12 protein-coding genes are annotated in these 16,693 nt (G+C 56.4%); 6 read left to right on the forward strand and 6 right to left on the reverse strand.

All coding sequences use genetic code 11. From position 1 onward, the window contains the following. The first annotated feature begins 229 nt into the window (after positions 1 to 229). Positions 230 to 1,531, forward strand: coding sequence for an alpha/beta fold hydrolase (locus KK078_RS29250; protein WP_254094374.1), 1,302 nt, complete (start codon positions 230 to 232; stop codon positions 1,529 to 1,531). Between the two features lie 286 nt (positions 1,532 to 1,817). On the opposite strand, the gene KK078_RS29255 is transcribed toward KK078_RS29250, so the two are convergent. The 4 genes from KK078_RS29255 to KK078_RS29270 form a co-directional block, all read right to left on the reverse strand. Continuing rightward, complete coding sequence (locus KK078_RS29255; RefSeq protein ID WP_254094376.1) at positions 1,818 to 4,013, reverse strand: cellulase family glycosylhydrolase; 2,196 nt, start codon at positions 4,011 to 4,013, stop codon at positions 1,818 to 1,820. Positions 4,014 to 4,164: 151 nt separating this feature from the next. Then, on the reverse strand, positions 4,165 to 8,271 hold the full coding sequence (locus tag KK078_RS29260; protein ID WP_254094378.1) for a two-component regulator propeller domain-containing protein: 4,107 nt from the start codon (positions 8,269 to 8,271) through the stop codon (positions 4,165 to 4,167). A gap of 103 nt (positions 8,272 to 8,374) precedes the next feature. Then, positions 8,375 to 9,139, reverse strand: coding sequence for a LytR/AlgR family response regulator transcription factor (locus tag KK078_RS29265; RefSeq protein WP_254094381.1), 765 nt, complete (start codon positions 9,137 to 9,139; stop codon positions 8,375 to 8,377). Beyond that, entirely contained in the window at positions 9,120 to 10,121 is a 1,002-nt protein-coding gene (locus KK078_RS29270) for a sensor histidine kinase (protein WP_254094383.1), read from the reverse strand. Before KK078_RS29270 ends, KK078_RS29265 begins: the two co-directional genes overlap by 20 nt. 302 nt (positions 10,122 to 10,423) lie before the next feature. On the opposite strand from KK078_RS29270, the gene KK078_RS29275 reads away from it, so the two are divergent. From KK078_RS29275 to KK078_RS29290, 4 genes are all read left to right on the forward strand, one after another. After that, positions 10,424 to 10,876 (forward strand): organic hydroperoxide resistance protein, encoded by a 453-nt coding sequence (locus tag KK078_RS29275; RefSeq protein ID WP_254094385.1) that lies wholly within the window; start codon positions 10,424 to 10,426, stop codon positions 10,874 to 10,876. An 84-nt stretch (positions 10,877 to 10,960) separates the two neighbouring features. Continuing rightward, positions 10,961 to 12,187, forward strand: a complete 1,227-nt coding sequence (locus KK078_RS29280; protein ID WP_254094387.1) for a peroxiredoxin family protein — start codon at positions 10,961 to 10,963, stop codon at positions 12,185 to 12,187. Between the two features lie 12 nt (positions 12,188 to 12,199). After that, complete coding sequence (locus tag KK078_RS29285) at positions 12,200 to 13,171, forward strand: heme-binding domain-containing protein (protein ID WP_254094389.1); 972 nt, start codon at positions 12,200 to 12,202, stop codon at positions 13,169 to 13,171. Beyond that, positions 13,168 to 13,620 carry a hypothetical protein gene (locus KK078_RS29290; protein WP_254094391.1) on the forward strand — a complete coding sequence of 151 codons (453 nt, stop codon included), beginning with the start codon at positions 13,168 to 13,170 and terminating at the stop codon, positions 13,618 to 13,620. The genes KK078_RS29285 and KK078_RS29290 overlap by 4 nt, the downstream gene beginning before the upstream one ends. A gap of 75 nt (positions 13,621 to 13,695) precedes the next feature. On the opposite strand, the gene KK078_RS29295 is transcribed toward KK078_RS29290, so the two are convergent. Then, complete coding sequence (locus tag KK078_RS29295; RefSeq protein WP_254094393.1) at positions 13,696 to 14,301, reverse strand: short chain dehydrogenase; 606 nt, start codon at positions 14,299 to 14,301, stop codon at positions 13,696 to 13,698. A gap of 55 nt (positions 14,302 to 14,356) precedes the next feature. Then, positions 14,357 to 15,220 carry a helix-turn-helix domain-containing protein gene (locus KK078_RS29300; RefSeq protein ID WP_254094395.1) on the reverse strand — a complete coding sequence of 288 codons (864 nt, stop codon included), beginning with the start codon at positions 15,218 to 15,220 and terminating at the stop codon, positions 14,357 to 14,359. A gap of 108 nt (positions 15,221 to 15,328) precedes the next feature. On the opposite strand from KK078_RS29300, the gene KK078_RS29305 reads away from it, so the two are divergent. Then, positions 15,329 to 16,693 (forward strand): ABC transporter permease (locus tag KK078_RS29305; protein WP_254094397.1); only part of this gene is annotated, 1,365 nt, incomplete at its 3' end.

Raw genomic sequence — 16,693 nt, forward strand, 5'->3', positions numbered from 1 at the left:
CACAGGCCCCTACACCCCTCAGCCCCTGGCGCGAGTCTCAGCCCCGTCCCGGGGCGGAGACTTGTGCCCAGCATGTTCGTGCACATAATGGAGGGGGTCTCCGACCCCCGGCCGCCCCACAAATTGTTTTCGAGCCCCACAGGCAGCAGCCATCACCTGCCATCACTGGTACTCCAGAGCATTATTTCCCAGATGATCAGTTCTCCGTACCTTGCGGAAAACCTATTGTATGAAACACCCAGGATTATCCATTTTACTGCTAAGCCTCACCATCCTATTCTCTCCCGCCGTACAAGCCCAGGAGAATTGGGGCTCGTACGTACAGGCGGTGCCCGTAAAGGCCTATGCCGGCAAGAAATTTCGCGTGCAAGTATCGGCATTGATCCAAGGCGTGGAAGACGACGCCAGCGGAGCCCTCTGGGCACGTGTACACCGTACCAACGACCAATACGGCTTCTTTAAGATCGACAACGATAACCCCATGCGCGCCAGCGAGTGGAAATCATATTTCCTCGAAGGCACCTTCGACCCCGACGCCGACACCCTGCTGGCCGGCCTGATCGTTCAATACAACGGCACCTTTTACTTCGACGACTTCCAGGTGTCCGTCGAATCGGGCCGTAACAAGTGGCGCACCATCTATCAGAACAACTTCGAAGACAAGGACCCGCTGTTAAAGCCCGGCATCGGCGACGGCAACCAGGGTGTAAACGCACTCTATAACCAGGCCGTCACGCCCACACAGGGGCGCAAAGGCAGGCAGGCAATTGTCATCACGGCCAAAGACGTACCCAACTATGGTTCAAATCCCAAGGCCGGTAAATATGCCGACATCAACGGCATCAAATTATACTACGAAGTATATGGCAGCGGCGCTCCGCTCGTGGTGCTCCACGGCAACGGCGGTTCCATCTCCAACGTTACCCCGCATTACCCGGAGCTGATCAAAAAATACAAAGTCATCGCCGTTGATAGCCGCGCGCACGGAAAATCCACCGATACCGACGCCCCCCTCACCTACGAGCAAATGGCCGCCGACGTCAACGCGCTGCTCGATCAACTGCAGATCGACTCTACCTTTATCTGGGGACAAAGCGACGGTGCCATCCTCGGCCTCATCCTGGCCATGGACCATCCGCGCAAGGTCAAGCGCGTCCTCGCCTACGGCTCCAACGTACAACCCGACAGCTCCGCTATATTCTACTGGGGCATCCAGGCGATCGAAAAAGCCTACCGCGACGGCACCCCGCACGAAAAGAAGCTTAATAAACTGATGCTGGATTACCCCCACATTTCCTACGAACGCCTCAAAACCATCAAAGCCCCCGTGCTGGTCATGGCCGGCGACCGCGACATCATCCGCCCCGAGCACACCCTGAAGATCTTTCAATCTATACCCAACTCCCAGCTCTGCATACTCCCCGGCTCCACCCACGGCGGCTCGTGGGAGAAACGCGAACTGTTTTTGGAATTGCTCAACACATTCTTCCTTGAACCGTTCACCATGCCCGACACAAAGAGCTGGTTCTAAAAAAAAGCCCGTCGACTCTCCATCGACGGGCTGACACGAAAGCACTGCCGTAAAGCAACCTGCGCGCAGGGGCCGGAGACTTTTATCACCAAAGGGGTAGTAGGGGCGTAGCCCCCTGCACACATCCGCAGCTGGCGCGAGTCTGAGCAAAGCGGAGACTTGTGCCCAGCACTATTTCGTGCACGAATGGAAGGGGTCTCCGACCCCGGCCACCCCACAAATTGTTTTCGAGCCCCACAAGCAACAGCCATCAGCTACCATCACTACTCACACAGTAGATCACACATCACTCCTTCAAAAACGTATACGTAAATATCTCCCCCCCAAACACCACACGCAGTATATGCAACCCCGGCCGTAACCGCTGAATATCAATCGCCGTCTCACCCACCGCTGATTTCTGCGACAACCGCAGGTTCCCCGTGGCATCCCGGATCGTAACCTCCGCTCCCTCCGGCACGCCCTTCACCGTCAGCGTCGTCGTAGCCGGATTCGGATACACCTGGATCGCCGACGCACCAGATACCCGAAGCGCACTCGCAGCACCAAGCGTCGTAGCATGATCCACCAGCTTCACGTAATCGTGCGTAAACTGGTATCCCGTACTCGCTGCGTTCTTCCCCGCCACCGTAAAGCGCACCTTTTGCTGGCCGGTATAAAACGTCAGGTTTGCCACCATCACTTCCTTATATACCGTCGTAGGGCTATACAGATCGAACACCGGTCCATACGCCGCGCCGTCTTTATATACCTGGCAAGTCCCCTGGTCGGGGCCTGCGCGAAAGCCCAGGTATACATCGTAATTCTTCACACCCGAGTGGGTATACGTATACTCCACAAAATCCCCTGCACCGTCCGCCGACACACGCACCAGGTTCCCGCCACTGGCCTGCGCCTGCGCAACCACCGTGTTCGAAGCACCGCTGGACCACCGGCTCGTCGTTTCCGCTTCGTATACCGTCGACACCTGGCCTGCCGGTGTGAACTCGATGTAATTGAGGTTAAAGCTGCCGCCGGAAATTTCCAGTCGCAGCACTTTATTGCTGCCCCCGGCAATGCTGATGTTATTCAACGACAGCGTCTCCCAGGTTTCCCAGGCACCGGTGTTGTTCGGGATGACGGTGCCGAGTGTTACACCGTCCAGCTTCACCGTGATCAGTTTGCCGGCGTTGCCGCTGGCGCTGGCGGAGCGGATGCCGATGGTATAGTTACCGGCGGCGACCGAGCCGACCGTATACTCCAGCCACTCGCCATTCACCGTATATCCCACGACATAGCCACCGCCCACATCCGTGGTGGTGCCGAGGTCAACGTCGGTGCTGCGGTACGTGTTGCCGTTGTTGCCGAGATCGGTGTCGTGGTAAGCAACGTCTTGTGCGCCGATGTCAAAGTCTTCGGTTTGTATGCGACCGGGGATGGTGTGTGCAGCATAAGGCGTTTGTGTGCCGATGCCACCGGCACCGCCCGGCTGGTTGTGGTTTTGTAATTCAAAAAGCCAGTTCTGCATAAAGCGCCCCTGGTTCTCACCCGACATCAGGTTCCAGTTCCAGTCAAAGTACTGAGGCTTCCAGAAATTATCGAAGATCCAGCCCTGCCAGCTGATCCACGGATGCGCGTCGATATAATTCCGAAAGGGTGTGCCCCAGCCGCCCGTCGTACCAAACGTCACGCCGTCGGAGTAGTTGGGGTCCTGGTTCCAGCCAAATTCCGTCAGCATCACGGGAATGGTATTGGCCGCGTTGCCAAACTTGGCATTCAGATTGGCCGCCGACGCCGCACCCTGGTTGGGATAGATATGGTATACATATACCAGGTTGCCCCCGGTAAGCGGGCTCGTCACGGCGCTGTTCACACGCGTGCTCCACTGCGGGCTGCCCACCAGGATCAGGTTGTTGGGCGCCACCGCGCGGATGCTGTCGATCACCGGTTGGATATAATTCTTCCACGACGTCCAGTTGTCGGGATTCACGGGCTCGTTAAAGATTTCGAAGATCACGTTGGGGGTATTGGCATACCGCGGCGCCACGTACTTCCAGAAGTCCATCACGAACTGTTGCTTGACACCACCCGAGCCGTTGACGTCGTAATTGCTGACCAGGTGCAAGTCGACAATGACGTATTGGTTCAGGGCGATCGCTTGTTGCACATACGGGTCGATGTGCGTGGCAAAACTCGTGGCGGGGTCTTTTACTTTCGCCGTCGTCACCGGCAAGCGCAACACCCGCGAGTACCAACCGCGGCTGCCGTCGGCCTGCCAGGCGATCATTTCGCTCATCGGTTTGTTATTACAGGTGGTACACTCGTTGTGGTGCTCGCTCGGCAACACCGACACACCCCGCAACGTAACAGGGTTTCCGGCGGGGTCCTTGATCTGGTTGCCATCCACATGCAGCCAGGGCTTTTGCGCCTGGGCACTTCCCGCGCTTGCGAGTAGGGCAAGCGCAAACAGGCATACATAAAGTTTGTACAGTCGTCTGGTCATCGTACAGAAGATTTGGTTGAACAAAAAGGATCATAGCGCCGGCGGCGGTGATACAGGCGGCCGCGGCGACTCATTAAAAGTAAGGCGGCACGCCGCCGCGACAGGAGGAAAAACCGGTATTAAAGGAGGAAAAACCTTCCAAACAACGCCGCTACTGCATTTCTGCGGAAGTAGGTACTCGCGGCTCCGTGTTGCGGTACGCCGAGGGCAATACACCGAACTGTTTCTTGAAGGCTTTGCTGAAATACTTCGCATCCGCAAACCCCACCTGGGCAGCGATCTCATGCACGGCATACCGCCCCGTCGCGAGCAGCTGCTCCGCCCGCTTCAGGCGAAGGTCGCGGATAAACTGGTTGCCCGACACCCCCAGCAAGCTGTGCAGTTTGCGGTACAGGTTGGTCTGGCTGAGCGCAAGCTCACGACAGAATTTTTCGATGTCGAAGTCGGGGTTGTCCATGTGTCGCTCGACAACGGCCACAGCCCTTTGCAGGAAGTTGTCGTCCAGGGTGGCTGGTACCGGCGGCGTAGGGTGGGTGATGAAGTCGCGGTAGTACTTGCGCTTTTGATTTTCGCGCAAGGCCAGGATGTTGGCGAGCTTGGCCAGCAACACCTGCGGCTGGAAAGGCTTGACGATATAGTCGTCGGCCAGCGCTTCGCGGAACGCACGCAGCTGCAAGGCTTCATCACCGCGCGCCGTGAGCAGCACCACCGGAATGTGGCTCGTCAGCATATCGTTCTTGACCCGCGCACAGAGCGTAACACCATCCATGACCGGCATCATGACGTCGGTCAGGATAATATCGGGCAACAGGTTGCGTGCCTGTATCAGACCCTCTTCGCCGTGGTGTGCCTCCACAACCTGGAAAGTGCTCTCAAAATGCAGGCGGATAAACTGGCGGATGTCCGGGTTGTCTTCTACAACCAGTAGCACCGGGCGTGTGCCGTCGCCTGCGGAAAGTATAGCCGGCAGTGACACTTCCCGGGGCGCGACCGGGGCCGGTGGCGCGGCCGGGTGATCGTGCGGTGCATGCTCGTGGTGTGCGAACGCCGCAGCATCGACGGGTAGCCATACCGCGAAGGTTGTGCCGTCGCCGCTCGCACGGTCGAGCACAATGTCGCCTTTGTGCAAACGGGCCAGCTGCCGGGCCAGCGAAAGCCCCAGGCCTGTGCCCGGCGTGGCATGCTGATCGTGTTCAATGCGGAAGAACGGATCGAAGATCTTTTCACGATAATGCTCGGGCACCGTACTGCCGCTATTCGTTACCGTAATATGCGCATAGGCATGACCGCGCCGCGCTTGCAGCGTGATGGGCAGATCGGCGGGAGCCTCCGTCGCCGTCAGGCGCAACGTTATGCATCCGCGATCGGGAGTATGTTTAAAGGCATTGGAAAGCACGTTGAGCAGGATCTTTTCCAGTTTGTCGGCATCGAACCAATATTCTTTGTGCGTTGCCGGAACGATCACGGTGAATTGGATATTCCGTTTCCCGGCATCGAATTGAAAGGCCTCGCAGAGGCTGCGGACGAAAGCACCAGGGTCACCCGGGGCAACGGCCAGCTTCATAAAACCCGCATCGAGCTTATAGATATGCATCAGCTGGTTGATCAGCTTGAGCAGGTGCTGGCTGTTTTTCTGCACCAACCGCAGCAACGGCAGGTTGCGCGAGCCCTCTTCCGTTGTGGCGATCACCTGGCTGAGCGGCCCCAGCATAAGCGTGAGCGGCGTGCGGAACTCGTGCGAGATGTTGGCATAAAAGCGCAACTTGATCTGATCCATCTCCAACTGGTTGCGTACGCGCATGCGTTGCAGGATGATCAGGCGCAAGGCAAAGATCGCCCCTGCCAGCAGCAATATATAGACTGCCCGCGCCCACCACGTTTGCCAGAACGGCGGGGTAATAACAATGCGGATCGAATGGCCCGGGGTATTCCAAATGCCGTCGCTGTTGGTGGCCTTTACGTGTAGCGTATATTCACCCGGATCGAGGTTGGTATAAGTAGCCTTGCGCTGCGTGCCGGTCTCGTTCCAGTCTTGATCAAACCCTTCCAGCCTATACGCATATTGATTTTTACCGGGCGCCGTATAGTCGAGCGCAACAAACTCGAATGAAAAAACAGATTGGCTGTACGACAACGTTACCACACGTGCCTCGGGCAACGGCTGTGCCAGCGGGCCGTCCTTTTCACGAAAGCTAACGGGCTTATTGAAGATCTGTAGTTCCGTAAAATATACCGGCGGCTGCACCGCGCTATCGGTCAGGCTATCGGGATGGAAATAGCTGAGACCGTTGATCCCCCCGAAGTATAACGTGCCGTTCCGGTTCTTACACGACGACTGCCGGTTAAAAGCATTGTGCTGCGTACCCTCGGCTACTTCATAGTTGCGAAACGCTTTGGTATCCGGATCGAATCGTGAGATTCCCTTATTGGTGCCCAGCCACAAGCGACCGTGGCCATCCTCCTCGATCGACTGCACGACATCGCTGGCCAGTCCGTCACGCGAGGTATAGTTTTCAAATACACCGGTAGCGCGCTCCAGGCGGTTAAGACCGCCTTGCGTGCCTACCCATAAGTTGCCACGCGCGTCTTCATGGATCACGTTGACAATGTTGTTGCCCAGGCTTCCCGGTTGCGGCCGGCTGTATACAAACCGCGTGAAATCATCGGTCGCCCGGTTGTAGCGGTTCAGACCACCGCCTTCCGTGCCGACCCAGAGGTCGCCGCGGCGATCCTGGTAAATGGCGAAAATGAGGGTATGGCTGATGCTTTTATCGTTACCGGGTTCGGGCAGGTATTGTTTCCACGTGCCGGCGTGCGGATCATATACCACCAGGCCTTCTCCCCAGGTACCCATCCACAGTGTACCGGTGATCGTATCCCCTTCGATCACGGCCACATGCTTGGCATCGATCCCGAAAGGCGGCGTGTAGAACGTGCGTGCGTGGGGTTGGAGCCTGGACGCTTTACCGTAAAAACACCCGGCCCATAACGCGCCCGTACGGTCTTCGAACAGGCACAACGGGTAGTTGCTGCCAAGGCTCTGCTTGTCCCCTGGGCGATGACGCAGGTGCTCGGGCTGTTGCCCTGGAGCGCAGATCGTCAGGCCGTCGCCGTCCGTGCCAAGGTATAGCGTACCGCGGGGATCTTCATATACCGACAGGATATTGCCGGCCGGCACGTGGTGGAACCGCGGCGGCAGGCTGTTGTAGTAGTTTACGCCGCCACTGAAGGTGCCCACCCAGATGTCGCCCTGACGGTCGCGGTAGAGGGAATAGATGGAGCCGTTGTTCAGATCTTCGGCATCAGACCCTTCCGGTATATAGGTTACGTTGCGGCGTGTGGGGTCGAGTATATTGATGCCGCCGTTCTGCGTGCCTACCCACAGGTTGCCGCGCGTGTCTTCGACGATCGACAGCACGTCGTTGTTGTTGAGACCGGGCATCGATGCCGTCGCGCGAAAGGCAGCGAACGTATGGGTACTGCGGTCATAACGGTTCAGGCCGCCTTCCGTGGTGCCGATCCAGAGGTCCTGATGGTGGTCGAGATAAAGTTTCTTGAGCTTGTCTGAAGTCAGGGAATGCGGGTCGCTTGCCTGATGTGTATAGCGATCAAAGATCCCCGTCGCCGCAGTAAACTTATTCAGACCGGCATTCCACGTCGCAACCCATAGAGCCCCGCTGGGGTCTTCGAGCATATCCTCGATCTGATCGCTGCTGAGAGAGTGGGCGTTGTGCACATCGTGGCGATAGGCATGGAAAGTATTTTGTTCGGGATCAAACCGGTTCAACCCGCCACCGCCGGTGCCGATCCAGAGGCGATGATGTCTGTCTTGCAGGATGGCACGTATGTTACCCGAGCTGATGCTCGTGGGGCTTTTGGGGTCGGGTAAGAACGTGGTAAAATCGTCGGTAGCGCGCTGGTATAGGTTCAGTCCCTCGTCGGTGCCGATCCACAGGCGGTGTTTGTCATCTTCGTATAGTGTGCGGATATAGTTGTGCGAGAGACTGCGCGGGTTGGCGGGATCGTGGCGGTAGACGGTGATCGTGTAGCCGTCATACAGGTTCAATCCATCGCGCGTCCCGAACCACATAAAGCCCTTGTAATCTTGTACGATACACGTGACGTTACTTTGCGAGAGGCCTTCGCTGCGGCCGATGTGACGGAAGTCGAAAGACGGTTGTGCCTGTGCCCACCACGCCGGCAGCAACAAGCACAACAAAACCAGAGATCCAAAAATCGTTTTTCGGCGACGCACCACGGTGATGTCAGTTTAACTGGAATAGCAACCTGTGGAAGTACGTCAATTTGCACGAAAAATACCAGGTTCAATCGTTTGAAAAGAGCTATGCCGGGATCAGTGGCTACCGATTTTCCAGCCACGCCAGAAAACCACTCGTCTTCTCTTTCCCGATCAGCAGCTTATCGGGCGTGGGGACTGCCAATTTCACAAACAGCTTCCGCGAAAAGTAATGCTCTACTTCCTTGATCGCACTGAAGTTCACCAGGTACTGCCGGTTCAACCTGTAAAACTGCTTCGCCGACAGCGATGCCTGCAGTTGGTCAAGCGACTGATCGATCGTATACTCCTGCCCTTGAAACGTGGCAAGGGTGGACAGCTCGTTGCGGATATAGATGAAGGCGACCTGGTCCGTCTGCACAGTAGTATATTTATTGCTTTTAAAAACTAAAAAGCTCTTCTTCCCTTCCTCCACACCGATCTTTTTCAACAAACCCTCCAGGTCGAGCTGCTGTCCATGCTGTTGAAAGAAATTGCGGAAGTTCTCAACCTTCTCGAAAGCCGTTTGAAGATCCTGGCGGGAAAAAGGCTTCAACAGATAGTCGATGCCGTTGGCTTTGATGGCGTCCATGGTATATTCGCCGAAGGCGGTACAAAAGACGACGGGACATTGTACACGCACGGCTTTGAAGATCTCGAAGCACAACCCGTCGGCGAGCTGGATGTCCATGAAGATCAGGTCCGGTTGCGGATGCTGCGTGAGGTAATCGATGGCACGCTCGACGCTTTGTATCTGCGCGACAATGGTGGCGGCAGGGCGGAGGGCGGCGATCAGCGTAGCCAGGGATTTGGCCGCCTTGAGCTCGTCTTCAACGATGAGGATTTTCATGCACGACAGGAAGTTTGATTCGAAAGATGGTATCGGTGGCCTGTATCTCAATTTTTTGATCCAACAGGTGCAGATACCGCTGGTTGATGTTCTCGAGGCCCATGCCGGTAGATGATTCGGGGCTGCGCTTCCGCTGCACGCCGTTCTCGACCACCAGCCAGTTACCCTCCGAGTAGAGTCTGATCTGCAGCGGCTTGTCCAGCGACACAACGTTGTGTTTAATGCAGTTCTCCACCAGCAGCTGAAGTGTGAACGGCGGCACAAGCGATCCGCGATGCGCGTCCTCGATGTTGAGCGTCAGGTCAATGCCTTCCTCGAAGCGGGCCTTGAGCAGGAACATATACGCCTGGAGTATTTCCAGCTCTTCCGACAGGCGGATGAGGTCCAGCTTACGGTTCTCCAGCGTGAAGCGGTAAAAATCCGACAGTTTCAGGATAAAATCGCCGGCATGCTGGTCGCCGGTTTCCACCATATACTTTAAGGTATGGAGGCTGTTGAACAGGAAGTGCGGGTTTACCTGCTGGCGCAACAGCTCGTACTGGGCACTGAGATTGTCCATTTTGATGCGCTCCAACTCGATGCCTACTTGCTGGTTCTGATAGCTTTGCTGGACCATGTGCAGGAACATGTAGAAGGTCAGGTTGACCAGGATGCCGCGGATCTCGATCATCAGCATCATGGAACCAAAGTGCAGGTGCGACAGTAAATATTGCTGGGCGCATGCCAGCAGGAACATCACCACCATGCCCACCCCCAGGCTTTTGATCAGCCGCAAAGGCGAGAAACCCTGCGCTACATCGCGCGACGAATACGCCGGCATGGTCGCGAGGTTGTAATACCAGATAAAGATGGCAAACAGCGCCGTAATGACGGCGTTGACGAGCGCCTCATACGGATTAAAATGATGCTCGGCAAATTTGGGCACAGACGTCAGGATGCCCAGGCAGATGGAGCTGAGCCAGATGACTTTGTGCGATATCATAAAAGACTTTGTATTCATGTCGGGGGACTGCGGGGAGTAAAAATACGTGCAGCGCATCATTATTCAACAACCCTTCGACCCGAATCCGGCCAGATCGAGGGTGAAACGGACCGTAACCGCCGCCAGCCGGACAGGCTTTTGGCGGGCCGGACTGATCCAACCCGTTGTCCGGCTCACCCCCTGTTTTGCCCATCTCACGGGAATTCTATCAACCCGGGTGATGCCGGCGCGTTCTCTTTGCAACACCGACGCCATAAAGGCGACAACAGAACTAAAACAATACAATTCAACTTATACACATTATGGAAACCATTAAACATTATTCGCTCTCTTCAGACATCGTTCCCATCGAAAACGTGCTGTACACCGGCAAGACCCGCACCACCGGCGGCCGCGATGGCGCAGCCCACAGCAATGACGGCCACCTGGATATCAAATTGTCGCCTCCCGGCAGCAACGGCACCGGCACAAACCCCGAGCAATTATTTGCCGCCGGCTGGTCTGCCTGTTTTATTGGTGCCATGGGCCACGCTGCCCGCGCCTTAAAGATCGCCCTGCCGAAAGACGTGGCCGTTGACGCCGAAGTAGACCTGGGAACTGCCAGCAATGCGTTCTTTCTGCAAGCGAGATTATATGTAAGCCTGCCCGGCCTCGAGACCGAAACTGCCGTACAACTGATCGAAGCCGCCCACCAAACCTGCCCCTACTCCAAAGCCACCCGCGGCAACATCGCCGTCACTATTGAATTAGTATAATAAAAATGCGAATATCGGTGTGAGCGCGAAGGTAAAGCCCCGCATACGCGCTCACGCTGTAAAGCACACATAAAACCTATGATCATGACACGTATCACCATATTCCTTGCGCTCACGCTCATCTTCACACTTCCTGCCATCGCCCAGACCGACCTCAAACCCGGCCGCTGGCGCGCCGCCCTGCAACGTAAAGACGGTCGCAGCATACCGTTCACGTTGGAAGTCGTTCGCCAGTCCGGCAAAACCAGCATCTATATAGTGAACGGCGCGGAACGCGTTAAAACCGAAGACCCCGTATTCACACAAGACTCCGTAGTCATTCGCATGCCGGTATTCGAGTCCTACTTCAAAGCGCGGATCACACAACGCGAGAGCCTGCGCGGCGTATGGGTGTCGGGGAGTGAAACGGGCGAAACGACAATGCCCTTTACGGCATCGGCCGGCGGCAGCCGCTTCCCGGCCGGAAACGCAGCAGCGCGCCCGGTGCAGGGAAAATGGAAGATCGAGTTCACGCGTGCCAACCAAACGAAGCGCCACGCCATCGGCGAGTTCACCCAGCAAGGCAACATGTTGTCCGGTTCGGTGCTCACACCGTCGGCCGACTATCGCTACCTCGACGGCGTGGTCAACGGCGACTCGCTGTTCCTCTCGACCTTCGACGGCAGCCACGCCCTGCTGCTCTCCGCCAGGATCAACCCCGATCACATGACGGGTAAATTTTACAACGGCAATAACACCCCCGAAACATGGCTGGCCGTAAAAGATGCCAACGTAGCCCTTACACCCAACGTTACCACCGTCAGGAAAGGCAACGACGGCAAACTGGCCTTCAGCTTTCAGGACCTCGACGGCAACACGGTGTCGCTACCCGGCAACCGCTTCAAAGGCAAAGTAGTGATCGTGCAGATCATGGGCTCGTGGTGCCCCAACTGTATGGATGAGATGGCATTCCTCAGCGACTACTACAAACGCAATCGCGATCGCGGCGTAGAAATCATAGCCCTCGCCTATGAGCTCAGCACCGACCGGGCCCGCTCGGAAAAAAGCCTGCGCAAGTTCCAGACAAAATTCGATGTACAATACCCGCTGCTGATCACCGGCGCGACCGCCAGCGACCCGCAACGCACGCAAAAGACGCTGCCGCAACTAACCGACCTGAAGACATTCCCCACGACCATCATCCTCGACAAACACGGCGTGGTACGCGACATCCACACCTCCTTCTACGGTCCCGGCGCAGGAGAATATCATACGAAGTTCAAAACCACGTTTGAAGCCGGCATCAACGCGCTGCTGAACGAAACGCTCTAATCTCACACAGACATGAAACGCGCAACACCCTCGCGCTCCAGAACCCTGCTCCTGGCAGGGTCATTGGTAGCGGTCACCCTGCTGCTGTTACAATTCACCAGCCCTGAGATTTCCAACCCACCGGTTACCGGCCCGTTCGCCGGTCCCGACTCCGTCACAACCATCTTCCAGCATGCCTGCTACGATTGTCACTCCAACGAGAGCAACATCCGCTGGTACGACAAGATCGCGCCGGTATCCTGGAAAGTGGCCGCCGACGTAGCCGAAGCCCGTGAGCACCTAAACTTCTCGGAGTGGGACAGCCTCTCCCGCGGCGAGCAGGTCAGCAAGCTGTGGTATATCGTCAACATGGTCGACCAGGGCCGCATGCCCCTGCCAAGCTACACCGCGGTACACCCGTCAGCCCGCGTAACCGACGACGAGATCAATACCCTCAAGCGATACGTCACCGCGCTGACCAGCCCGCCAAAGCCGGCCACGACAACGCCCGCCACACACGCTACGTCTTCGCCTGCTGCAAGCCCGCGGACCACACCAACGTCCATCAACGGCATCGCCTACTTCGACGACTATAAGAACTGGAAGGTCATCGCCACCACCAACCGGTTCGACAACGGCACCATGCGCCTGATCTATGGAAACGACATCGCCGTGAAGGCCCTCGAGAAAAATACCATCAATCCCTGGCCGGATGGCGCAAAGATCGTAAAGGTCGTATGGGATAAACAGCCGGTTGACAGCTTGGGCAACGTACACGCCGGCAAGTTCAGCAACGCACAGTTCATGATCCGCGACAGCAAGAAATTCCGCGAGACCGGCGGCTGGGGCTTTGCGCGGTTCAGTACACCGCAGCTGATTCCCTATGGCAAAGCCATCACGTTTGCGGTCGAGTGTTATGAATGCCACAAGCTGGCATCGTCAAATGGGCTCGTGTTTGATATTCCTACAAAAGAGAGATCCGGATTACAATATTCAATAAGATGACGATAAGAACTATACTTCTCCTCGTGCCATTCATCGCATTACAGGCATGCGGATCTTCCGACCGGCCCGTGTTAGCACCCGAAGCGATCTATGCGGAGCCCGGAATGTCGATCATTACGACGCTATTCAACGACAGCGCACAGACAACGTCGGTATTGTACGGCAATGCGCTGGCAGTAGCATCCGCACAGGATACCGCCAGCAGCCATCGATCCGGAGAACAATACCGGCTGGTGACCTGGCGGCAGAAAGGAAACCCGCTGTGGTTCGGTGGAAATATAAACGACAGCATCCAGGCAGTCGAGCGCATCATGGTACTTGACGATCACGACAGCGAACCGGCTATACGGTATGATGTACCGGTTGGAACCGTGACCGACAAGCCAGGTGACCGGATCAAGCTCATCTTCGGACTGAAGGGGCTGGAGTTTCCGGTGGGCCTGGAGTAAGAGACGGTGCGATCGGGCCTTGCCGGATGTTTGGAAGTTGTGCCGTCATTACTGACGGCACAACAAAAAAGGCCACTAGGAGTATACTTTCAGCACCTTGCCATTCACCGCGCCCTCTACGCTTAAGATATAAGCATTCACCAGCTTCTCCATCGGCACTAAATTATACCCGGGAAAAAACGCCCCGTACCGTTCGCGACTATCCTCCACCAGCCCCGGGCTCACAACATTGACCCTGCGCTCATCCGTCATTTCCTGCGCAGCGCCCAGCACGAAGCTATTCACCGCCCCGTTGATCATCGCCACACACGTACCGTTGCGCGCCGGATGTTGCGCAGCAATACCCGAAGTAAGCGTAAACGAGCCACCGCGCTTCAAATAGCGCAGGCCCGTCAACACCAGGTCTACCTGCCCTAACAACTTGCCTTGGATCCCCGGCATCATCATCTCCGTGGTCATAGCCGCGAACGGGCCGTAGTAGCCTGTGCCCGCGGTGCAGATACACGCATCGATCGCGCCCACTTGCGCAAACATCGCTTCAACGGACGCATGCTGTGCGATGTCAACCGTGATGGCTCCACTGGTTCTGCCGGCAACAATTACCTCGTGGCCGCGCGAGGCGAACGTGGTGGCGACTTTTCTTCCGATGGTGCCACTGCCACCGATCACTAAGATCTTCATGTGTTTTTTTGACAAAGATCGCGGAAGCGATGGTGCCCGCGTTAGCCCTAATGGCTCATCCGATCACAATTTTGGCTCGCCACGCAGCAGGCGTCGCGCCGTATCCGGTCTTGAAAAGACGAATGAAGTACGACGTGTTGTCGAAGCCGCAAGCGTCGGCGATGGCGGCAATGGGCTGGTCGGTGTTTTCGAGCAGCATACAGGCGTGTTTGAGCCGTTGCCGGTTGATCCACGTACGGGGCGCACAGTGATGGCGTTGCTGGAAGTCGCGTTTGAACTTGGCCAGGCTGCAGTTCGAGAGCGCCGCCAGTTCAGCGATCGTAACCGGCTGGAGTAAATACTGTCTCACAATGAAGTCGATATCGCCCGGCTCCTGGCTGGCAGCGGTATAAATAAACTCCTGCACCTTGGCGCCGTGCGGGCCGGATAGCAACAACAGCAATATCTCCTGTTGTTTTAAAGGCAACAGCTGGTCGATGTGGGCAGGACGTTGCTGAAAGAATTTATACACGCCCTCTTTGAAACCGTCTACCCAGCCCGTAGCGGGAAATACCACGCAATGATCGTCGGCAGGCGCGTCGCCTTTTCGTCCGTGATGGGCGAGGCCTTGTAGCAACCTGGCGGAGAGAAATAGCATCAGGGCTTCGAAGTCGACGCCTTCTTCGATGTACTCCGCCATGACGTAGATACCCTTTCGCAGCAGCACCACATCGCCGGGCGAGGCGGTCACGGTCTGGTCCGGCAGGTGCAGCAGCTTCACACCTTTAAGCACAAAGATCAGCGTGTGCTCGGTCATGAGCACCGTCCGCTGGCCGGGTTTGCGCTCACGTTTTAGCTTGGCAAACACTTCATGCTTTCCCGCCAGGAACGAAATGTCCCCGAGAACTTCGGTAGGTGTGGGTGGAAAGCGATACAGCATCGGCGCGAAGGTCGAATATTTCGCTCAAAAGACCGCACTTTTGCGACCCCGGCAACTTATTCTACAAATATGAAACATATCTATTACTTTCACGTTTGTAGAACAAGTATGACGCCCACGTCTCCGCCCAAATGGCCCGACCGCTTTCTGGAGTGGTATTGCAATCCCGCGTTGCTGGAAGAGATCCAGGGGGATGCCTATGAAATGTATTTCCGCACGCGGAAGGCGCACAGCCGCACCCTTGCCGACCTCCAGTTCGCCTGGAATGTGCTGCGCTTCTTTCGATGGTCCAATATCAAACGTTCACGAACCTCCTCCCCTTCCTCGCTTATGATGCTGCACAACTACCTCTCCGTCTTTAAACGAGGCTTTATTAAACAGAAAGGATATTCCTTCCTCAACATCTTCGGGTTGGGCATTGGCATCGCCTGCTTTATCCTGATCAGCCTCTACATCCGCGACGAGTATAGCTTCGACCGCCAGCACAGCAAAGCGGACCGCATTTATCGCTTACACGAAATACTTCAGTCCGATGGCGTCGGCGAACGCTCGGCGAGCGCACCGTTCCCCATGGGCGAAGCGCTGCTCAACGACTACGATGCCCAGGTCGAGCAGGTGGTGCGCTTCTTTAACTTTCAGTCCCCTACCCTGGCCGTGGCGACCACCGACGACAAGAACAAAAAAGAATTCAACGAGACGCGCCTGTTCTTTACCGAACCCTCCTTCTTTGACGTATTCGACTTCCCCCTCGTAAAAGGCAATCGCAAGACGGCCCTGCACGATACGCATACCCTGGTACTGACCGAAAGTGCGGCACGCAAATATTTCGGTGATGAAGATCCGGTAGGAAAGTACCTGAAGCTCCAGGGCAACACCAACCTGCTCATTACCGGCGTATTGAAAGACATTCCTCCCAACACACACTTTCAATTCGACTTCCTCGTATCCTTTGAAACGCTCAAGTCCTTTTATGAAGGGCACCTTCCCCTGAGCTGGTATTGGAATCCCTGCTGGACCTACCTGCTCTTGAAAGAGGGCCAATCCATACACGACCTGGAGGCGGCCATGCCCTCCTTCGTACAAAAGTATCTTCCCGAGCTGGTGCGCAACGACGTCACGTTGGAATTTATATCCCTGACGGATATACACCTGCACTCACACATGGACTATGAGATCCAGCCCAACAGCCGCGAGGCGACGATCTATGTCTTCGGCTCCATTGCCGTATTTGTATTGTTGATCGCCTGTATCAATTTCATCAACCTCAGCACCGCCCGCGCCGCCAAGCGCGCGAAGGAAGTGGGCATGCGCAAAACGCTGGGCAGCCCCCGCGGCCAGCTGGTGGTCCAGTTCTTGTTCGAGTCTATCCTGTTATGCCTGTTTGCGTCGGCACTGGCCTTGCTGCTGGTGATCATCGCGTTGCCCTTCTTTAACACGCTGGCGGAAAAATCTATACCTGTACAGATGCTGCTG

Source organism: Dawidia soli (assembly GCF_018598185.1).
Taxonomy (GTDB): Bacteria; Bacteroidota; Bacteroidia; order Cytophagales; family Cyclobacteriaceae; genus Ohtaekwangia; species Ohtaekwangia soli.